General features: G+C 66.2%; 18 protein-coding genes. 9 read left to right on the top strand and 9 right to left on the bottom strand.

What is annotated here, in order from left to right; all coding sequences use genetic code 11:
• Positions 1-5 precede the first annotated feature (5 nt).
• Positions 6-968, bottom strand: coding sequence for a YihY/virulence factor BrkB family protein (locus tag VF643_RS13900; RefSeq protein WP_331043981.1), 963 nt, complete (start codon positions 966-968; stop codon positions 6-8).
• Positions 969-974: 6 nt separating this feature from the next.
• Positions 975-1910, bottom strand: coding sequence for a DnaJ C-terminal domain-containing protein (locus VF643_RS13895; protein ID WP_331043980.1), 936 nt, complete (start codon positions 1908-1910; stop codon positions 975-977).
• 106 nt (positions 1911-2016) lie between these two features.
• On the opposite strand from VF643_RS13895, the gene VF643_RS13890 reads away from it, so the two are divergent.
• Entirely contained in the window at positions 2017-2241 is a 225-nt protein-coding gene (locus VF643_RS13890) for a hypothetical protein (protein WP_331043979.1), read from the top strand.
• 27 nt (positions 2242-2268) lie between these two features.
• Here VF643_RS13890 and VF643_RS13885 read toward each other — a convergent pair whose 3' ends face one another.
• The 4 genes from VF643_RS13885 to purD form a co-directional block, all read right to left on the bottom strand.
• Entirely contained in the window at positions 2269-3147 is an 879-nt protein-coding gene (locus tag VF643_RS13885; protein WP_331044155.1) for a transglutaminase family protein, read from the bottom strand.
• Between the two features lie 35 nt (positions 3148-3182).
• On the bottom strand, positions 3183-5681 hold the full coding sequence (locus VF643_RS13880) for a circularly permuted type 2 ATP-grasp protein (protein ID WP_331043978.1): 2499 nt from the start codon (positions 5679-5681) through the stop codon (positions 3183-3185).
• A 66-nt stretch (positions 5682-5747) separates the two neighbouring features.
• A complete protein-coding gene (locus VF643_RS13875) occupies positions 5748-6383 on the bottom strand; it encodes a hypothetical protein (protein WP_331043977.1) in 636 nt (211 codons plus the stop codon).
• A gap of 9 nt (positions 6384-6392) precedes the next feature.
• Entirely contained in the window at positions 6393-7658 is a 1266-nt protein-coding gene (gene purD, locus VF643_RS13870) for a phosphoribosylamine--glycine ligase (protein ID WP_331043976.1), read from the bottom strand.
• On the opposite strand from purD, the gene xseA reads away from it, so the two are divergent.
• From xseA to VF643_RS13855, 3 genes are read left to right on the top strand one after another with little or no spacing between them, the layout of a single operon-like run.
• Positions 7657-9027 (top strand): exodeoxyribonuclease VII large subunit, encoded by a 1371-nt coding sequence (gene xseA, locus VF643_RS13865; RefSeq protein WP_331043975.1) that lies wholly within the window; start codon positions 7657-7659, stop codon positions 9025-9027. The genes purD and xseA overlap by 2 nt on opposite strands.
• Positions 9028-9056: 29 nt before the next feature.
• On the top strand, positions 9057-9257 hold the full coding sequence (locus tag VF643_RS13860; protein ID WP_331043974.1) for a DUF2093 domain-containing protein: 201 nt from the start codon (positions 9057-9059) through the stop codon (positions 9255-9257).
• Positions 9254-10120: a M23 family metallopeptidase gene (locus VF643_RS13855; protein ID WP_331043973.1), complete on the top strand. Its 867-nt coding sequence runs from the start codon at positions 9254-9256 to the stop codon at positions 10118-10120. Before VF643_RS13860 ends, VF643_RS13855 begins: the two co-directional genes overlap by 4 nt.
• A gap of 4 nt (positions 10121-10124) precedes the next feature.
• On the opposite strand, the gene VF643_RS13850 is transcribed toward VF643_RS13855, so the two are convergent.
• Positions 10125-10634 carry a hypothetical protein gene (locus VF643_RS13850; protein WP_331043972.1) on the bottom strand — a complete coding sequence of 170 codons (510 nt, stop codon included), beginning with the start codon at positions 10632-10634 and terminating at the stop codon, positions 10125-10127.
• A gap of 278 nt (positions 10635-10912) precedes the next feature.
• Between VF643_RS13850 and VF643_RS13845 the strand changes: the two genes are divergently transcribed.
• Positions 10913-14098 carry a TonB-dependent receptor domain-containing protein gene (locus tag VF643_RS13845; protein ID WP_331043971.1) on the top strand — a complete coding sequence of 1062 codons (3186 nt, stop codon included), beginning with the start codon at positions 10913-10915 and terminating at the stop codon, positions 14096-14098.
• A 98-nt stretch (positions 14099-14196) separates the two neighbouring features.
• On the opposite strand, the gene VF643_RS13840 is transcribed toward VF643_RS13845, so the two are convergent.
• A complete protein-coding gene (locus tag VF643_RS13840; RefSeq protein ID WP_331043970.1) occupies positions 14197-15219 on the bottom strand; it encodes a hypothetical protein in 1023 nt (340 codons plus the stop codon).
• A 108-nt stretch (positions 15220-15327) separates the two neighbouring features.
• Here VF643_RS13840 and VF643_RS13835 point away from each other — a divergent pair, with 108 nt between their 5' ends.
• A complete protein-coding gene (locus VF643_RS13835; protein ID WP_331043969.1) occupies positions 15328-15588 on the top strand; it encodes a hypothetical protein in 261 nt (86 codons plus the stop codon).
• Between the two features lie 117 nt (positions 15589-15705).
• Positions 15706-17010, top strand: coding sequence for an aspartyl/asparaginyl beta-hydroxylase domain-containing protein (locus VF643_RS13830; protein WP_331043968.1), 1305 nt, complete (start codon positions 15706-15708; stop codon positions 17008-17010).
• A gap of 144 nt (positions 17011-17154) precedes the next feature.
• Here the strand turns inward: VF643_RS13830 and VF643_RS13825 are convergent, their stop codons facing one another.
• Positions 17155-17841 carry a DAPG hydrolase family protein gene (locus VF643_RS13825; protein WP_331043967.1) on the bottom strand — a complete coding sequence of 229 codons (687 nt, stop codon included), beginning with the start codon at positions 17839-17841 and terminating at the stop codon, positions 17155-17157.
• A gap of 185 nt (positions 17842-18026) precedes the next feature.
• On the opposite strand from VF643_RS13825, the gene VF643_RS13820 reads away from it, so the two are divergent.
• A complete protein-coding gene (locus tag VF643_RS13820; RefSeq protein ID WP_331043966.1) occupies positions 18027-20426 on the top strand; it encodes a TonB-dependent receptor in 2400 nt (799 codons plus the stop codon).
• Positions 20427-20439: 13 nt separating this feature from the next.
• Positions 20440-21099, top strand: a complete 660-nt coding sequence (locus tag VF643_RS13815; RefSeq protein WP_331043965.1) for a glutathione S-transferase family protein — start codon at positions 20440-20442, stop codon at positions 21097-21099.
• Positions 21100-21133: the final 34 nt, after the last annotated feature.

Below are 21133 nucleotides of genomic sequence, written 5' to 3'. Positions count from 1 at the left end.
AACCCTTATGCTGCGACCGGCGGCGTCGCCGTGCCGGCACCCTCTACATGCGGTTCGGGCGGTTCCGCCAGTGCCGCGTTCAGGTGCGCGCCGAAGACGAGGCCCAGACCGATGAGATAGAAGAACAACAGCATCACGACCACGCCGGCCAGGCTGCCATAGGTCAGATCGTAGCCGCCGAGTTGCGCGAGGATCACCGGGAGCAGCGCGGTCATCGACACCCACCAGGATGCGGTGAACAACGCGCCCGGCCATTTGCGGCATTTACTGTAACGGTATTTCGATGGCGTCACCGCATAGAACAGCATGTAGAGCGCCCCGAACATCACCAATCCAGGAATGAACCGAGCCAGCCCGACCCATCCGGCGACATCCTGCGCGAACGGGAGCAGGCGGTAGATGAACTGCTCAGCCGCGGTCAGGATGCCCTGGATCAGAAACGCCATCAGCGCGAGCACGACCGAGGCGATGATGACGAAGGACGAGCCAAGACGCGATTTCCAGAACGGCGCGGTCGATTTATAGCCATAGGCGCGGTGGAAGATATCGCGGATCGTCTCGATGAACCCGCCGACCGTCCACAGCCCGACGAGCGCCCCCAGCCACAGCAGCGAGCCCGTGCGCGCGGCGATCACGTCTGAAATCGGCTTGCGCAGCAGTTCCGACACATCGGGGGGCAGCACGCGCAGGAAAGACATCACGGTACGCTGCGTCTCGCCGCTCTGCCCGACGAGCGACAGGATCGCAGCGGCGACGATGAAGAACGGGAACAGCGTCATCAACGCGAGGTAGGCCAGATTTCCCGCGTGGATGAAGCCGTCGTTGTACACGCCCAATGCGGCCCGCTTCGCGATCTCGAACGCAGCGCTGCCCGGCCGAACCTTGGCGAAGCCGCGGTCTATTCGCTGCCGCGTCCGGCCGTGATGATGCGCGCGATCTTCAGGCGTCAGCCCGCTGGTGTCGGTCATGCGCCATCAGACGCCCATCGCACCCCGCGGGTTCCCACCGTCGCCGCTCCAGCCCTCGACGAAACGGTTCAGGTCGCCGTCGTCGGCGGGAATCGCGATCATCAAGGTGACGAGCTGATCCCCGCGCTCGCCGTTCTTTCGGGTAAATCCCCGGCCTTTCAGGCGCAGCGTCCGCCCCGAACTGGTGCCGCGCGGGATCGTCAGCATGACCGGCTTGTCAACCGTCGGCACCTTCACCTGGCCGCCGCGCACCGCCTCGGTCAGCGTGATCGGCAGGTCCAGGCGGACGTCGTCGCCATCGCGAACGAAATGGCGGTGCGGCTGGACCTCGATCGTGACGATCGCATCGCCGGGGCCGCCGGGCCCGGGTTCGCCCTTGCCCGACAGCCGCATCTGGGTGCCGGTCTCGACACCTGCAGGCAGCTTCAGGTCGATCGTCGTACCGTTGGCCAGCGTTACGCGCTGCGGACTAAGCGTGGCGGCATCGACGAAGGGCACCTGCAGGCGATAGGCTGCGTTAGCGCCCTTTGGCTGCGGACGGCGACCAAAGCCGCTCGAGAAGCCGCCCTTGCCGCCGGTATTGAAGAGCCCTTCGAAGATGTCGCTCATATCGGGCGTTTCGTCGCCACCCCCGCCGAAATCGAAATTCTGCGCGCGGAATCCGCCTGGACCTGCCCGCGTACCCGCTTGTCCGACGCCGAAGCCGAAGGGCGCAGCGGGGTTGCCGTCGCCGTCGATCTCGCCGCGATCGAAGCGTGCACGCTTGTCCTTGTCGCTCAGCAGGTCGTACGCGTTGGTGACCTGGCTGAACCGCTCGGAAGCCTTGGGATTGTCCTTGTTGCGGTCGGGGTGCAGCTCCTTCGCCAGCTTGCGATACGCCTTCTTGATCGCAGCCTCGTCGGCGCTGCGCGCTACCCCCAACGTCTGATACGGATCGGCCATGTAATCCCCGGTTGGTGTGTTACGCGACTATGTGGGGCAGGGCTGCGCTTTGTGCAATCGAACGCTTGGCCGCCTTCGCGCGTTGGGCGGTGTGAAGGAGACGACCATGAGCGACAAGCAGCAGATGCAGGCGGACGGTGGCAGCGGCAATGCGCACCAGCCCGATGGCGTCAACAACGCACCCGGCGACGGCGGCAGCCCGGGTGCCTATCCGAACGGCGTCAAACCCGACAAGCGCGCAGGCGGCTTCTTCGGGCACGGCGGGCAGACGGAACAGGCGTACAGCGGACCAGAGAAGGACGGCGAGCAGCCGAACGCCGCCACCCGGTAGGAACGTGCCTGTCGGTCGGGCGGAAAATCACTCCACCGGGGCGACATCGACGCTGACCTCCATCGCCTGGGCGCCCGAACCAAGGACCACGCCGTCTACCGGTGCGATCTCGGCATAATCGCGTCCCACCGCGACGACGATATGGTCGCCCGCCATCCAGATGCCGTTGGTGGGATCGAGCCCGATCCAGCCTTGGACCGGGCCGCACCAGAGCAAGACCCACGCGTGCGTCGCGTCCGCGCCGACGAGTCGCGGCTCGCCCGATGGCGGGATGGTGCGGATGTAGCCCGAGGCATAGGCGGCGGGCAGGCCGGCAGCGCGCAGGCCGGTTATCATGATCTGAGCGAAGTCCTGACACACCCCGACGCGGCGGTGGAACGCCTCGTGCGGGGGCGTATCCACCAGCGTCGCGGTCGGATCGAAGGTGAAGTCGCGCTGGATGCGCCGCGCTAGGGCGATCCCCGCTTCGAGCGCAGGCGCATCCGGCGCGAGATCGGCGGCGCAATAGTCCGCTATGTCGCGGTCTAACGGGATCAGCGGCGAAGGATAGAGATAGGTCGCGGGGCAGCCCGGCGAGAGATCGCGACTTGCCCGCGCCATCGCCGCGACCTCGGCCAGCGTCGGATCGGACGCTGAAGGCACCGGCACCAGCCGATCCACCACGATATGCGCGCGACTCTCGATCGTCAGCGTCCGCACCGGCTGATCGACCACCAGGCGCGTGACATTCGCGCGTCCTGCCTCGGCCCGTGCAGGGCTGGTGCGGCCGACCGGCTCCACGTCGAGCGTATAGGAAACCAGCCGCTGCCCCGGCCAGTCGATTGGTTTCAGCCTGAGATTGCACCGCGCGAACTTGACCTGCGCGCCGTAATCGAACCGGGTGAGGTGCCGGATATCGTACACCATCGGCTTGAAATCGAGAACTTCATCCACCGTATCGCTCATGCCAGTGTCAATCCCGGCGCGCGCAGGGGTTCGGCGCCCTGGAGGAAATATCGGCGCGCGATCGCATCTGACAAGGTGCTCAGCCGCCATTCGACATCGCCCAGCAGATCGGCGTCCAAGCCATGCGCGGTCGCATTGGCGACGCGCGCGGCAAGCGCATTGGCCTGCGCCTGCTGCGCCTCGGCCATGCCGTCGTCGGCCAGCACCGGCAACGCGGCCAGATGCTCGACGATCCGCTCCATCTGAAACGCCAGCGCGCGCGGGTTTCCGGGGTCGAGCGCCGCCAGATCGACCACGGGCACGCGCGCGATGCCGGTTGGATAGCGCTGGCGATAGCTGATCTGACTATTGACCAAATCGAGCAGCGTCGAGAGGTCGTCCGCCGACGCGCCGGGCATGCCGAACACCCGCACCGCCCGCGCGATCCCGACCGCGCGTTCGATCCGCCGCCCGAGATCGTGGAAACGCCATGATGCGGTGCGCACCATATGTTCGGCGGACAGCCCCAGGATCGCGGCGTAGCGGCGGTGGAGCGACCCTGCGCGATCGAGCATGCCGGGGTGGCGCGGAAAAGGCGCATCGAGCAGCCGCGTCATGTCTGCCGACAGGCGGTCGCGCGATCCGTCGCCGATCGCACGCGCATGGGCGTTGATCGTGGCGACCGATTGCCCGGCCTCGTCTTCCATCGCGGTGCGCGCCAAGGCGGTCAGATCGGTGCGATGCAGCGACGGCGGGTGCGGCGCAGCACCCGCGCCGGTGATGAGACCGACGAGCCGCCCCACCGTTTCGCTCGACAGGGCGGCACCGCGATCGACGTCGATCGAATTGCCCAGCATCACCCGGATCGCGCCGAGCAGCGCCTCACCGCGTTCCAGATAGCGACCGAGCCAGTAGAAATTGTCGGCCACCCGACTCGGCAAGGTTCCGGGATTGCGCCGCACAGCAAGCGAATCGGTCGTGGGGAGGAGCGAGACGGGCGCCACTGCATCCGCCCCATGGACGCACACGTCGGCGGACCAATTGCCCTCGCCCATGACCGCGGCGCGCGCGTCGGCATGCTCGCCGATCCGCGCAAAGCCACCCGGCAGCACGGTCCAGCCTCCGTCCGCACCCCGTGCTGCAAAAACCCGGAGAGTGAACGGCCGCGCAACCAACGCGTCGCCGCTGACCACCGGCATGGTGGACAGCCGCACGATTTCCTGACCGACGTAATCCTGCGGGCGCCGGGTCATATCGTCGAGCAGGCGGCGGCGGAGCGGCGCCGACAGATCGGCACCCGGCACGGCCACGCCGCCGGGCAGGCCGAGCGGCGCGGCACCGAATGCCGGGCCGATAATCATCGATTCGAAATCCTCCTCGACCCGCGCGCGCTCGTGCGGCTGTCCACACCACCAGGTTGCGATGTTGGGCAGGCGCAGATCCTCGCCCAGCAGCCGGCGGGCGATCATCGGCAGGAAGGCCGAAAATGCGGGCGCCTCCAGCACGCCCGAGCCGGGCGCGTTGGCGATGACGACGTTGCCCGCGGCATAAGCGTCGATTAGCCCAGGCACGCCGATCTGCGAATGCGAATCGAACGCCAGCGGATCGATCATCCGCGGATCGACCCGCCGCCACAACGCGTCGATCCGCTTTAGCCCGGCGATGGTGCGGACGTACACCTTGTCCTCCAGCGCCGCCAGATCGGCGCCCTCGACCAGCAGCAGCCCGAGATAGCGCGCCAGATGCGCCTGTTCGGGATAGCTGGGATTGAAGCGGCCGGGCGTAAGCAGTCCGATGCGCGGGTCGGTTCGCCGGCATGCCGCCGCCAACCCGGCGCGCATGGCCGCGAAGAAGGGCGCATGGCGCTGCACGTTCAATCGTGCCTGCAATCCGCCCAGCGTGCGACTGAGCGCCAGCCGGTTTTCCAGCGCATAGCCCGCCCCCGCAGGCGCGCGCAGGTGGTCGGCCAGAACGCGCCATTCTCCCGTCGGGCCGCGTCCCAGGTCCATCGCGACGAATTGCAGATGCCGCCCGCCGGGCGGCGCAAGCCCGACCATCGGCCGCAGGAACAGCGGACTGCCCGCGACCAGCGCGGCGGGCAGCAGGCCGCGCTCGACCAGTTTGGCTTCCCCATAGAGATCGGCGATCACCGTCTCCATCAACTCGGCGCGCTGGACGATGCCGCGTGCGATCTCCGCCCATTCGTCTGCCGCAATCAGCAGCGGCACGGGTGAGACAGGCCAGGGTCGCTCGTCCGCCTCACCAACGATGCGAAAGCCGGTGCCGATATCCGCGGCATGACGCTGGACGCGTTCGCGCGCATGGGCGAGATCGTCCGAGGCGACCACCGCGAGTTCTTCGAACATCGCCGCCCAGGCCGGATCGTCGCTGTCGCACAGCACGTCGCCCGACACCCGACGCACGCAATAATCGGCGATCCACCGGCGCGCGTGGGTTGATGCGTCGAAGAGGGGTATCTGCCCGGTCTGCGTCGCGATGGCGATGTTCCCTGTCATGCGGACGTCAGCGTCCACGTTTCGTTGCTGCGATGCAAGGCGAGAGTAGTGGCTTTGGCGATCCCGTCAGAGCTTGCCGAAAACCCGCTCGAACCCTTCGCGGTCGCCAGACGCCAACAGGCGCGCTTGTTCGACCCAGCGATCACGAGTGATTCGCCCGGTAAACGGTCCCATCTGCGCATCGAGCGCTGCCGCACCGGCGGCATCGAGCGCGGCGAGTTGTCCGACCCGGTCGATCCCCAGTTCGCCGAGCCGCGTCGCTACGCGCGGCCCGAGTCCCTTGATCTGGGTGACGGGGCCGTCGGCCGGATCGAACGCAGGTTCGGCGACGACCGCGTCGGTCGCCAGCGTGGCCGGCACGCCCTCGGGCGCCGAAGCAGCAGCGATCGGCTCATCGGCGAGCGGCTCGGGAGCGGGGGCGCCTTCGACGTGCGCCCTGACCGCTCGCGGCATGCCCGGCGTGGGTTGATCGGCGAACGGAGGAGGAAGCGGCGCGACCGGCAGTGGCTCCGGCGGAACCTGCGCATCAGCGGGGATGATCTCCACGCCCGCTTCCTCGGCGTGGACCTCAACCTCCTTCTTTGCCTGCACCCGCCTCGCCTTCAGGCGCACGCCCCAGATCATCGCGACGATAGCGAGCACCGCCAGCACGGCGATAAGCGCGATGTGGATACCCGTGATCGCGCTGGTTCCGTCGGTCATTGCCATACCCTAGCCTGCTCGCGCCACTTCACGCCAGCCGATGTCCCGGCGGCAGAAGCCGGTTTCGAAATCGATCGCATCGACCCCGCGATACGCCGCGGCCTGCGCCGATGCGACGTCGGTGCCGGTCGCGGTCACGGCGAGCACCCTGCCACCGCTTGCGACCAACCCGTCGCCGGTCATCCGGGTTCCCGCTTGAAAGACCATCGCGCCGGTCGCCTCGGCGTCCGCCAGCCCCGCGATGCGCCCGCCCGTCCGAGGTGTTCCGGGATAGCCCTGGGCCGCCATCACCACCGTCAGCGCCACCGCGTCGTCGAACGCAACCGGTGGCAGCATCGCCAATCGCTCCTCCGCGACGGCCAGCAGCGTGTGGAGCAGGTCACCCGAAAAACGCGCCATCAGCACCTGCGCCTCGGGATCGCCGAAGCGCGCGTTATATTCGATCAACTGCGGGCCACGCGGCGTAAGCATCAGCCCGGCATAGAGCACGCCCGAGAACGGCGTACCCGACTCGCGCATTGCCGCAACGGTCGGCAGCACGATCTCGGCGAGCGCGCGGGCTTCCAGTTCGGGCGTCAGCACGGTCGCAGGACTATAGGCGCCCATGCCCCCGGTATTCGCGCCAACGTCCCCCTCGCCGACCCTTTTGTGATCCTGCGCCGATCCGAAGGACAGGATGGCTTGGCCGTCAGTGAGCACGAAAAGACTCACCTCTTCGCCCTCCAGAAATTCCTCGATCACGATCTGCGCGCCCGGTTCTGCGAAGATCGAATCGACCGCGGCGGCGGCAGTGGCATGGTCGAAGGCGACGACGACGCCCTTCCCCGCCGCCAGCCCATCCGCCTTGACGACGACGGGTAGCCCAAACGTGCCCTTGAGCGCGGCATGCGCGGTGTCGACGTCATTGCAACGTATATAGCCCGCGGTGGGGATGCCTGCTCGCGCGCATAGATCCTTGGTGAAGCCCTTCGACCCCTCCAGCTGCGCCGCCGCCGCACTCGGTCCGAACACAGCTAAGCCCGCATCGCGCAGAGTATCCGCCAAGCCGTCGACCAGCGGCGCCTCCGGCCCGATCACGACCAGGCGGACCGCATGCTTCATGGCGAACGCCACCACGGTCGCGTGGTCCGTCGCATCCAGCGCGACGCACGTCGCATGATGCGCGATGCCGGGGTTGCCCGGCGCCGCGTAAAGCGTATCGAGCGCGGGCGACTGGGCGAGCTTCCACGCCAGCGCATGTTCGCGCCCACCTCCACCGATCAGCAGGACGTTCATGGCCACCCCCTTCGACAATCCCCGGCTGGTAGCCGAGGCAGTGCCCGGCGACAACGCACCCGCGCAAAGCGTGAGCGAGGTTGCGGGCCGGCTGAAGCGGATGGTCGAGGGCGAATTCGGCCATGTCAGGCTGCGCGGCGAGATTTCCGGCTACAAGCGGGTTGCGTCGGGCCACGCCTACCTCTGCCTCAAGGACGATGCAGCGGTGATCGACGGCGTGATCTGGAAGGGGCAGGCCGGTGGACTGGCCTTCGCGCCGCAGGACGGCATCGAAGTGATCGCGACGGGCAAGCTGACCACCTATCCCGGCCGCTCGAAATATCAGATCGTCATCGAGCGGATGGAACTGGCGGGTGCGGGCGCGCTGATGGCGTTGCTCGACAAGCTGAAAGCGAAACTGGCGGCCGAGGGAGTGTTCGACGCATCCGCCAAGCAGCGGTTGCCCTTTCTGCCGCGGGTCATCGGCGTCGTTACCTCGCCCACCGGCGCGGTGATCCGCGATATCCTCCACCGGCTGGAGGACCGGTGTCCGACGCATGTTCTGGTGTGGCCGGTCAAGGTGCAGGGCGAAGGCGCCGCGGCCGAGATCGCGGCCGCCGTGCGCGGCTTCGACTCGTTGGCGCAAGACGGTGCGATGCCGCGCCCGGACCTGGTGATCGTCGCCCGTGGCGGCGGTTCGATAGAGGATCTGTGGGCATTCAACGAGGAAATCGTCGTGCGCGCAGTCGCAGAATGCACCATCCCCATCATCTCGGCGGTGGGGCACGAGACCGACACCACCTTGTGCGATTTCGCCGCCGACCTGCGTGCGCCGACGCCGACTGCGGCGGCGGAGATCGCGGTGCCGGTGCTTGCCGACCTGCGGCTGACGATCACCGCTCAGGCCACTCGCACCGAACGCTGTGCCCGCCGTTATATCGAGCGCGGGCGCGAACGACTGGAGGGGCTTGCGCGGCTGATGCCCAAGCGCGACGCGCTGCTCGGGCCGCAGCGCCAGCGTGCCGACGATGCAGGCGCCCGGCTGGATCGCGGGTTGGAGCGGCGGGCGACGAGCGCGCGCGGGGCGCTCGATCGCGCGGGCAGCGCACTCAGGCCGGCGATGCTGATGCGAAAATTGGAGCGCGACCGCGCGCGGCTGGATGCGGCGTGGCGGCTCGCGGGGTCGCTCAATCCCGATCGGGTGCTGGAGCGCGGCTACGCCCGCGTCACCGCGCGCATCGGCGGTGCGACGCTTTCCACCGCCGAGGCAGCGCGCACCGCCGGGGCGCTGACCCTGCGCTTTGCCGACGGGACCACGGATGCACGGGTTGAGCGCGGCACCGCACGCACCTATGATCGGTCACCCGGCGAGCAACCGACGTTGCTGTGAGGCCTCGGTTCTGACGCGAGCTATCACCCATGTTGATGTCCAATTCCGATCGCCCGGCGCGGCTCCATTATATGGCGAACGGCTTTCGCGTGCTGAGTCCGGGCGATCATGTGATCTGCGCTGTATCGGGTGCGCGGATCGCGATGGAGGAACTGCGCTATTGGAACGTGGCGGCGCAGGAAGCCTATGCCTCCGCAGCGATAGCCAGCCAAGCTCTAAGCCCCAGATGAAGGCGATGGCGGCGGCATTGCTGCTGGCGGGGTGCGCGGCACCCATGCCGCCGGCTGCGCCCCCGGTCACATTTGCGATTACACCCCCGACCAAGCCGGTGCCGCTGCCGCCGCGGCTTTCCGGTACGCCGATCCAGGGCGGGCTGGTCCGCGGGCAGGTATCGCCCGGAGTGACGGCGCTGACGATCGACGGACATGCGGTGCCGATCGCAGTAGACGGGCGGTTCATCCTCGGCTTCGATCGCGATGCGGCTGCGAACGCCCAGCTTGTTCAGACGCATGCCGGCGGCAGCGACACGGTGCCCATCGCGATTTCCCCGCGGGCCTGGCGGATCGAACGGGTCGATGCGCCCTACCGCGCGGGCAAGACCGATGCCGAATTCGAAGCAGCGCGCCCGGCAGAACGCGCCGCGATAACCGCTGCGCGCGCGGTGGCGACGGATGCGCAAGGCTGGCGCGAACCACTACGATGGCCCGCGATCGGGCGCTTGTCGGGCCTGTTCGGCGCGCAGCGTGTGTACCAAGGGAAGCCGGGCGGCTATCATTCCGGTGCCGACGTGGCGGTGCCGACCGGTACGCCGGTGTCCGCGCCCGCCGACGGCGTGGTGACGCTGGCGACCGACCGCCCCTTCACGCTCGAAGGCAGGCTGCTGATGCTCGATCACGGCATGGGGCTGAACAGCGCTTTCCTGCATCTGTCGCGGATCGACGTGACACCAGGCCAGCACGTGCGCCGCGGGCAGCTCATCGCGCTGAGCGGCGCGACCGGCCGTGCGACTGGCCCTCACCTTCACTGGAGCCTGCAATGGCTCGGCGCCAAACTCGATCCGCTGCTGGTGGCGGAGGGCATGCCGGCGTTTTAGGCGGTCAACGGACGCGCTTGACCAGCACCGACGAGCGTCCGCCAACCGATGCACGAAAGCCGCCGAGGGGAGCAGTGACCAGCCGGATGGTCTGCCCGGGCTTGGGCGGAAAGCGCAACGCCTCCACAGCGCGCCAGACCGAGCCGTTCGCCAATTCCATCGTCCACAAATCGCCCCGCCCCGGCGAAACGCTGCGGATCGTGGTATCCAGTTGTCGCACGGCCGTGGCCCGATCTTCCGCCCCGCCGCCAAACAGATCGTCGGTTTCCATGGCCAGCCCGAAGCGCGCGCGCTTGCGCTCGACGACCCGCGCGCGATCGACCACGACGACATCGCCCTTCGATCGCGCGTCGGCGAATGCGGCGATCGTTCGATCGAAACACGCGAGCCGTTCGCTCGGCTCGGTAATCGCGCGGCAGGCCGTCACGACGTCGAAAGCCTTCGAGGAATCGGAATCAGCAACTGCGGCAGGCACCGCAGCCGCAAATCCGGCAATGGCGATCAGAACGTACATTCGTTTTCCTCATATCGCGCAGCGAGCGGCTGGACCCCATCGGCCCTTACTGACTGCCATCGCCCAGCCCGGCAAGCATGCAGCACCGAGCCGTCACCGATTGTGACGCTTTTGCCACAACGCGTCGCAAAAACCGCGTGTTGCGCCCCAACGGTCGCGTTGTGCATTGCGAAGCGGGATGGAGGTTCCGTAAAGATGGGGTTCATCGGGCCGTTGTTCGCTTCGTCTCGAATGGGGAAACCGACCGGCTAACAGGCTGGCACTCAAGGGGTTCTGCAATGAAATCTGTTCGCTCGCGGCTTCTCGCGTCAACGCTGTTCGCCGGTGCCGCCATGCTTGGCACTCCTCTGTCGGCGCAGGTAGCGCCTGCCGAGGACGCGCAGAACGCGTCGACCACCGGTGCGTCTTCGGCCGCCGAAGAGAGTCCTTCAGCCGACGTCGTCGTCACCGGCTCGCTGATTCGCAGCCCGAACCTGGAGTCATCCAGCCCGGTTTCGGTCATCGGTCGCGATGAAGTCGAGTTGCAGGCAGCGAACGTCGCCGAAGAGCTGCTGCGCGAGCTGCCCGGCGCGGTTCCGTCCATCGGTTCGGCCGTCAACAACGGCAACGGCGGCCAGTCGTTCGTCAACCTTCGCGGCATGGGTACTAACCGCAACATCGTGCTGCTCGACGGCAACCGTCCGGTTCCCGGCAACCTTGCCGGTGTCGTCGATCTCAACAACATTCCGCTGGCGCTCGTCGAGCGCGTCGAAGTGCTGACCGGTGGTGCCAGCACCACCTATGGCGCGGACGCGATCAGCGGCGTGGTCAACTTCATCACCCGCCAGGATTTCTCGGGCGCCGAGATCAACATCAGCGAAGGCATCAGCGAAAAGGGTGACGGCAACCGCCTGCGCGCCGATGTCACGATCGGCGCCAATTTCGACGACGGCCGCGGCAACGCCGTGTTCAGCGTCGGCTATCAGGAAGTCGATCCGGTCTTCCAGGGCGATCGCAAGATCTCGGTGCTGAACGTCGATACATTCACCGGCGCCGTTGGCGGTGGTTCGGGCACCTCGGTTCCCTCGACCTTCACGGGCACCCGTCCGATCGACCCCGCTACCGGTCTGCCCAGCACGAACCCCGCCACGGGGAACGGCGGCGGTCGTCAGATCAACCCGGCGACCGGCAACGCCGTAACGCCATTCCAGGCGTTCAACTTCAACCCGGACAACATCTTCCAGACCCCGTTCGAGCGGTTCAACATGTTCGGTCAGGCGAAGTACGAGGTTTCGGACGGTCTTGAGGTCTATACCCGTGGCCTGTTCTCCAAGCAGACCGTGAGCACCCTCGTTGCGCCTTCGGGTTCATTCGGCTCGTCGTTTGTCGTCCCGCTGAGCAACCCATATCTGCCGGCCGGTCTGCGCGCGCAATATTGCGCGTTCGACGTCAATCCCTCTGCCGCAGTCTATCGTCCGCGCTTCACCGTGGCGGAATGTAACGCGGCCGCAACCGCGACGTCGCCGGCGGACCCTAACTTCCGCGCAGTGGGCAACGGCGCCCCCGTTCCCTTCGACGTCAACGGCAACGGCACGATCGAGGCGGGCGAGACCCTGAACCTCAACCCGGCGGTCAACATCAGCCGCCGTGCGGTCGAAGTCGGGCCGCGGATCAGCCAGTTCACCAGCACGGTGTTCGATTATCGCCTCGGCCTGCGCGGTGCGATCACCAGCAACATCAACTTCGATGTCAACGGCGCTTATGGCGAGAGCGAAAACCAGCAGACGCTGCAGGGCTACACGCTCACTTCGCGCCTCCGTTCTGCCGTCTATGCCACGAACACCACGACTTGCCTCGGCGGCGCGACGGGTGGGGCGGACATTGGCGCGGGCGCGGGCTGCGTCCCCATCAACCTGTTCGGTGCGCAGGGCTCGATCCTGCCGAACCAGATTCCCTACATCACGGGTGAATCGACCACGACGGTCCGCACCACCCTGGCGCAGGCACGTGGCACGATCAGCGGCAACTTCGGCTTCGCTTCGCCGTTCGCGGACGACGTGTTGGGTTTCGCGGTCGGTGGCGAGTATCGCAAGTATCGTGCTCAGCAGCGGTCGGACACGCTGGCACAGACCGCAGGCGAACTGGGCGGCTCGGGTGGCGCTGCACCGAACATCGACGGCGGCTACGAAGTCTATGAAGCGTTTGGCGAGCTTTTGCTGCCGCTGATCCAGAACCGTCCGTTCTTCAAGGAACTGACGCTGGAAGCAGGCGTCCGCTACTCCGACTATAAGGTCGATGCGCCTGGTTCGCCCACGTTCAACACCACGACTTACAAGGTCGGCGGTCAGTGGGAGCCGGGTTACGGCTTCAAGATCCGCGGCAACTATACGCGTGCGGTTCGGGCACCCAACATCGGCGAACTATTCGCGCCGGTGAGCACCGGTCTGACCAACCTGGGTATCGATCCGTGCGCCACCCTGGACGGATCGGGCGTGGACAACGGCCGCCCCGATCCGACCGGCACGCTTCGCGCGGTCTGCCTTGCGCAGGGGGCGACTGTCGGCAACATCAACTCGATCAACGACCCGACGGCGCAGCAGGCGAATTCGACCGGCGGCGGCAACGTCAACCTTCGTCCGGAAGTCGCCAACACCTACACGATCGGTGGCGTGTTCACGCCCGACTTCGTGTCGGGTCTGTCGATCGCAGTGGATTACTTCAACATCAAGGTGAAGGGCGCCGTTTCCAGCCCGACGCCGGGCGACGCGATCGCGGCGTGCTTCGGTGCGAACGTCTTTGCGCCACCCGCTGGGGCGGAAACGACCGATGCCTGCACGATCATCCGGCGCAACCCGGCAACCGGTGCGCTGGATGGTGACCCTGCGACGACGCCTGGCCTGTTCCTGGCCTCGTCGAACCTGGGCAAGCTGTACAACGATGGTGTCGATCTCACGGTCAACTATCGCCGTGATCTCGGCTTTGCGGGCCTGAATCTGGGCTTCATCGGAACCTGGAACAACAATTCGCGCTTCCAGGCTACGCCGACCGCGCTCGATCGTGACTGCGTAGGCTTCTACAGCGTGAACTGTGGCTCCATTCAGCCCGAGTTCCAGTTCTCGCAGCGCACAACCCTGACGATCGGCGACGTCGATGTTTCGCTCCTTTGGCGCTACCTAGATGCCGTCACGCAGGAGCCTGACGATATTGAGAACGGCAACGGACCCTATTACTCGGGTCTGATCACCGGCTTCGGCAACCAGAATCTCGGAACGATCCCCGCCTATCATTATTTCGATCTGACGACCCGTTTCGGCGTGACCGAGACCATGACGCTGACGTTCACGGCGGAGAACCTGCTCAACAAGCAGCCGCCACTGGTCGGCGCGGGCGCTGGATCGACCGCGTTCAACAGCGGCAACACCTTCCCGTCGACGTATGACGCGGTTGGTCGCCGGGTAACCGCGAACGTGCGGCTGCGTTTCTAGGCTGGGCACGCCTTCTTCGGAAGGCGAGCATCTGAATGGGGGTGGGCATGCGTGCCCGCCCCCTTTTTATTTGCGTGAAGTAATTCGCAAGGCGCGCGTCACGCGAGCAGCGGCACTTTCAGATCGAGTGACACATTGGCAGCGCGGGCGACTGCCTGCGCCCAGATCACCACCTTTTCAATTTCGTCGCCATGCGCCTCGATGGCAGCGCGATGTTCGGCCTCACGCTCGGACGCCCCGAACACGGTCCCGAATTTGGAATGTCGGGTGAAGACCGGGCCGGACGCGACGGCTGCAGCGTCGAGCGTCAGCCCATATAGGTCGGCCAGCGCCGCCATCGCGCGCTCCGGCTGCGCAACCAGCGTTTCGCTGTCGAGTGTCCGAATGCGGTGCGGGCCATGCGCTTCTATCAGCCGCGCGAACAGCGCATGTTGCGCAACCCACCCGACCGCTGCGGCCTGCAGATCGGTGTGGGCAAGGTAATCGTCTTGCGTGAACCCCAGATCGATCAACCCGTCCTTGATCTGCTTGATGAGCAGGTCGCGCACCCATAGACGCCCCCACATGCCCTTCTTCGCTATCGACGCGACATAGGTTTCGAGGGGTGCGTACAGCAGCAGCGCGCCGGATGTCGGCCGCATCGCCAACATGGCGGGGGCGAAGGCGTTGACGACGTTCGAAGGCTTGACGATCACCGACTCGCCCGGCGTGAAGGGACGGGCAAGCAGCGCCATCGCATGATCGAGGGTGCGCGCGATCTGCCGTGTATCGCCGCCGCGATGCCGCCAGCCGACGAGATCGTTGAGGATCACTGGTTCCTTCAACGCCATGGCCACGCCCTCGATATCGAGGGCACGCGCCAGCAGGGTCGAGCCGCAAAACGCCGAGTGGAAGATGAAGTGGATGGGCGCCGCGGCGGGCGCATTCGTCATCGCGTCCGCGCGTTTCTCTACGGTGGGAGCAGCGGGGCCGAGTTCCTCGTCCGTCAGGAACGTGGCGGCGCTGTGATCCGCGCGCGAAACGTGACGGAAATGTACCGCGTCGGCGATCGGGTCATAACGATGTGGCAACCAGAGCGGATCTCCGGCGACCAAGCCGGCACGGGGTGGAGGCGGGATCATCCCCGCTCTGTGCACGGGGATATATGCTCCCGCAACCTGGATCGCGGTGCGCTTCACTTTCCGAAACCATTAGGGCATATTGTGCAGCGATACGTCAGGGAGGGTAATATGCGGAAATTTGTGAATGTGGGGTTGTTGCTGGCGATCCTCGCAACACCTGGCGCAGCCTTGGCTCAGGAAAAGAAGCCCGAGCAGGCGCCGCCCGCACCGAAAATGATCTGCAAGTCCGACCTGGTCGTCGGCTCGCTGGTATCTCGGAAGAAGCGCTGCTTCTCGGCCACCGATTGGCGACGTATCTCCGAAGCCGCGCAAGCGGGCGGCCGCGAGATGCAGGAGCGCAACGCCGGCATTCCGCAAGGTGGTAGTTAAGCGGTCGCGCACGCGCCGCGGCGGGCGCGCAATGTTGGATTCGCGCTGACCGATCAGCCGGTTGCCGGCGGCGGTTGATCGGCAGTTCCCCTGCCGTCAGTAAGCCGAGGTTTGTCGATGACCGAGATCAAGGCAGGCGCGCCTGAAATTGCCGCGTTGCTCAGGCAAGCTGAGGCGGCACGACAAGCGGGACAGCCGGCGGAAGCGTCAGGGCTGTTTGCGCGGATTGTCGCCAGCGATCCTCAGCATGCCGCGGCATGGAACGCTTTGGGATTGCTGGCGCTGGGGGATGATGCCCCCCTCGCCGCTGCCACTCACTTCGCGCGTGCGGCCGCGGCCGATCCTGGCGCGGCACCGTTGTGGATGAATCTGGCAAAGGCGCAGCGCCTTGCCGACGATTCGAGCGGGGAGCGCGCTGCCTTGGAGCGCGCGCTGGCACTCGATCAGCGGCATTTGATGGCCAATGTTCGGATTGCCGAACTCCACGAGCGGTTGGGCGAGTCAAACGCAGCCGCATTCCGCTGGGGCGGCGTCGCGAGCATGATCGAGGCAATGCCCGACGCTTCCGAAGCGATGGTCGATCTGCTCGCCCACGCACGCGGGCGCGTTGCGGTAGTAGCCGCACGGATGGGCGCCCAGATCGATACCGGGTTGGTCGAGGCACGCCGGCAACTGAGCACGCACGCGCGACGATTCGATGCGTGCGTCGATGCAATGCTGGGACGCCGACGGGTTTTCCATAACGAGCCGCATGGGCTGCACTTTCCTTTCCTGCCCGCCGATGAATTCTTCGAACGGCGGCACTTCCCCTGGATGGACGAACTGGAAGCGGCCGCCCCTGCAATCCGGAGCGAGTTGCACGCGTTGTTGACGGCACCCGACAACGGCTTTGCGCCCTATGTCGATCAGGCGCCCGGAACGCCGACCAACAAATGGACCCCGCTTGACGGCTCGCGTGCGTGGAGCGCGCGCTATCTATGGCGTTATGGCGAACGACAGGCGGAGGTGTGCGCGCGATGCCCGGCGACTTCCGCAGCGCTCGACCGGGTGCCGCTGGCCGACATGCCGGGCAAGGGGCCGACGGCGTTCTTTTCGATCCTTCAGCCTGGCGCCCGGCTTCCAGGGCATACCGGGGTCAGCAACGTGCGTGCGGTCGTGCATCTTCCGTTGATCGTGCCGCCAGGGTGCGGCTTTCGCGTCGGGGGTGAAACGCGAGAATGGGTGGAGGGCGAAGCGTTTGCCTTCGACGACACGATCGAGCACGAAGCCTGGAACGACAGCGACGCCGTGCGGGCTGTGCTGATCCTGGACGTGTGGAACCCCCATCTCACGGCCGCCGAGCGCGATGGGCTACGCGCCCTTTTCCGCACTCTTGGCCAGTTGGACGATGTACCGGACGCCATGGGCGCAGTCACGGACTGAGCGATATCGTCCCACGTTGCGGTGCAAGATTGGCGGAAAAGCCTCCCCCGGCTGGCTTGTACAGGACGCACTTCATACGCCGGGCTTGTCTTGCCAACGTCCTGCCAAGTGCGCTGTCTGCCTACTGTCCGGGGTACGGCGACGCTACCACGACCGACGCGGCGGACGCACACCGCCCGCTTCCGCTTCGTAGAGAGAGGGGAGGAAGCGCGACAGGGTGGTGAACTCGTCATAGCAGTGCTGAAGCAGGTTCGGGGCGAGGTGATCGGGGAATTGCTCGTCCATCATCGCTCTTGGCATTCCCAAGCGCGGAAGATCGTAGCCCAGGAAGAAGTGCGTGCGCAGCACCATCCCCCACGGCGTGTCGCGGCATAGATGGATCAGACGCGTGCCGATCACCGCGCCGTCCGGGCGACGACGTGGTTCCGGGCCGGGGCCACCATGCGCGCAGATCACCGCCGAAACAGCACCCGAGGCCCGTGCAGCGGCGAGTTCCCCGGCGTCGAAGAACTCCGCCGGTTCACGAAACTGAATGGCGAGTTGCTCCGGTTCGCTCCCCGTGAAGCGTTCGGTCGCATGATGGATCGAGCCGATGTGCGTGCCCTCCCGCGTTTCCGACCAAGCAGAGGCGACATGATCCAGTGGATGCCACCAGAGGTATTCGCGCGTCCCGGGACGCGAACCGAACCACCATTCCAACATGGCGCCCGTGCAGCCACGCATGTCGGTTCTGGCGGCGACGTGAAGCACGCCGTCGCCCAGGCGCTCGAAACCCATTTCCAGCGCCATAGGGGCGGGGTCCAAGAGCCGGGCACAGTCCGAAAATTCCATCGTTGCTCTCCTAAAAATTTCAGACTGCACCGTATCACGATACGGCTTGACCGCATTACGGTTTATTGGCAATGACGGAGCAGGATTTTAAGCGATCATCCGGGTGCCTTTCGAGGGCAAACCTGCCGACACTTCGATCGGGAACGCAAGGGATCGGCTTAGGCCTGAGGCCGGAGGAGGATGGCATGAACGGATTTCTGACACGGGCTGGCATCGCTGCGCTGGCGTTTTCATCGGTTGGCGTTCACGCGCAGACTGCGCCGCAGGCTCCAGGTGACGCCGCGGCACCGACGGGCGTCCCGGCGCAAGCCGCAGAGCAAGGTGCGGTCGGTGCGATCCCGACCCCCGAGGCCGACGGCATCGGCGATATCGTCGTCACCGCGCAGCGCCGCTCCGAAAGCCTGCAGCGGACCGCGCTCGCGATCAGCGCGGTCGACGGCGCCGCTATCCGGAATGCCGGTGTCAGCCAGCCACAGGATCTCACCAAGCTCATCCCCGCCCTCCAGCTGTCGCCGCTCGGCGCAGGTGGGACTCAGGTGACGATCCGCGGCGTCGGCAATTTCGCGCCGTTCATCTATTCCGAACCCGCGGTCGCGATCAATCTCGACGGCGTCTATCTCGCCCGCTCGGCCGCGCCCAACGGATTGTTCTTCGACCTGGAGCGCGTCGAAGTGCTGAAGGGCCCTCAGGGCACGCTGTACGGCCGCAACGCGACCGGTGGCGCGATCAACGTGATCGTCGCCCGGCCGCAGCTGGGCGCGCTCGCGGGCAACGTCGATATGGAGGTCGGCACCTATGACCTTGTTCGTGCATCGGGGATGATCAATCTTCCGATCGGCGACAAGGCGGCTCTGCGGGTCGCGGCGCAAGTGGTGCATCGCGACGGTTATCTCAGCGACGGCTATCTCGACGACATCGGACAGGCGGTCCGCGCACAGCTATTGCTCGAGCCGACCGACGCCCTGAGCATCAACCTGTCCGCCGATTATATCCATCAGGGCGGCAAAGGACCCGGCGCGGTGTTCTCGACCCCGAACGGGTTCCTCGACAACGACGACCCCTATCGCGGGCCGACCTCGCCCGAATCGAACGCGCTCCTGCGCAACGCCTCACTCGGGATCAGCGGCGGACGCAACCCGACGCTGTTGCCGCCGATCGCGGATGACGGCTTTGTCGATCTGGACGCATGGGGGGTGAACACGACGATCAATTACGACGCCGGATTCGCCAACCTGACCGTGATCCCGGCGTATCGGTTCACCCGCAACGACTTCAAGGCCTATGCCGGCGGCTTCCCGCTCACCTCGACCGAGCGGTCGGAACAAACGTCGGTGGAGGTTCGCTTGGCATCGCCCGGCGGCTCGGCGGTGAAGTGGGTCGTCGGCGGCTATTATTTCGATGACAACTCGACCTTGTTCGTCGATGCCAACCAGGGGATCACCCGGACGATCACGACCTCGCCCGGGCTGCCCGTTCGCAGCCTCGCGGCCTTCGGGCAGGTGACCGTTCCGTTGACCGAGCGGTTCCGCGCCACGGGCGGCGTTCGCTATACCAACGAGAAGAAGTCGCAGACGGGCGTCAACATCACGCGCCTGCCAGCGCTTCCGGCGGGCTTCCCCGGACCGGCGGCCGCCTTCTATGCGCAAACCTGTCCGACGCCGGGCACGTTCAACATTCCGGCCGGCACATGCACCGGGCCATTCTCTGGCGATCTCGAGTTCAACAAGCTAACCTACAAGGCGGGCGTCGAATTCGACGCTGGCGATGCGTCGTTGCTCTACGCCAGCGTGGAGACGGGGTTTAAGGCGGGTGGCTTCTATCCCTCGCTGCCCACGAACACCTTCGCCCCCGAAACGATCCGGGCATTCACCCTTGGGTCCAAGAACCGGTTCTTCGACAATACGCTCCAGCTCAACGTCGAGGCGTTCTACTGGAAATATAACGACAAGCAGATCACCCATCTCGGGCCGATCCGCCCGGCGGGGTTTTCCATCATCACCGAAAATGCGGGCAAAGCCAAGATCTACGGGGCCGAGGCCGACCTGCTCTGGCGGCCGACGCGCAACGATCGGTTGAGCGTCAACCTGCAATATGTGTTCAGCGAATTCCAGGAACTCGTCTACAACGTCTCGCTGCCGGGCGCGCCGGGAAGCCGGGCGGCGGTCAGCTGCCCGCAGACGCCGGGCGTCGATCCGGTTTCGGGGCAGCGGTTCGCAACGGTGAACTGCGCGGGCTATCCGCTGGCGCAGACGCCAAAATGGGTGCTCAACGCCAGCTATCAGCGGACGTTCGAGCTTGGCGCAGGGCGCGGCGGGATCGACGCGATCCTCGGCACGCGGCTCCAGTCGGAATACTTCGTCGCGGAGGAATATCTGCCCGGCGAGTTCCAGCCCGACACGATGGTATCGTACGCCTCGCTCACCTACCGGACCGACGACGGCCGGTTGTCGGTCGGTGCGTACATCGAGAATATCGAGGACGAGGCGGTGCGCGCGTCGGGCTTCGTCCAGCCCGCGATCGGTCAGGCGATCGTGATCCTGCGCCCGCCGCGCACCTATGGCATTCGCACCGGGTTCCGCTTCTGACGGGCCTGGTACGATGTTGACCTTGTACGGCCACCCGTTCTCGCGGGCGCACCGCGTCATGTGGATGCTGAAAGAACTGGGGCTACCGTTCGAGCATGTCCCCATCGACTTTCGCGGCGGTGCGACACGGACACCGGCGTATCTGGCGATCAACCCCAACGGACGGGTTCCCGCGCTGGTCGACGATGGACTGGTGCTTTTCGAATCGCTGTCGATCAACCTCTATCTGGCGCGCAAGTTCGCAGGCGCCCTCGCACCGCGCGATCTGGTCGAGGAGGCTCACGCGACCCAGTGGAGTTTCTGGGTCGCAACGGAAGTGGAAAAGCCCCTGCTGCTGGCAGCGGCGAACCTGCTGCTCTTCCCGGAAAGCGGCCGTGACCCGGCGCAGGCGACGATGGCGTGCGGCAAGCTCGATCGCCCGTTCCGCGTTATCGACTCGCACCTGGCGACGCGCCCGTTCCTGCTCGGAGATCGTTTCACCGTGGCCGACCTCAACGTGGCGGCGGTGATGACGCTGGTGCCGATCGCAGGCGTACCGATCACCTTCTATCCTGCGCTGAGCCGATGGCTCGACATATGCCTGCAGCGTCCAGCGGCGGCGGACTGGAAGCCGATTGCCTTCACGATCCCCCGCCCGCCGACCGAAGCCGGTGTGCTGGCGATGTTCGTCTAGGGAGGGCAAGCCTAGAAGATGCTGCGGTACGCGG

The organism is Sphingomonas sp. (assembly GCF_036387595.1).
Classification (GTDB): Bacteria; Pseudomonadota; Alphaproteobacteria; order Sphingomonadales; family Sphingomonadaceae; genus Sphingomonas.
This window is presented reverse-complemented; position numbering and strand designations above follow the sequence as displayed.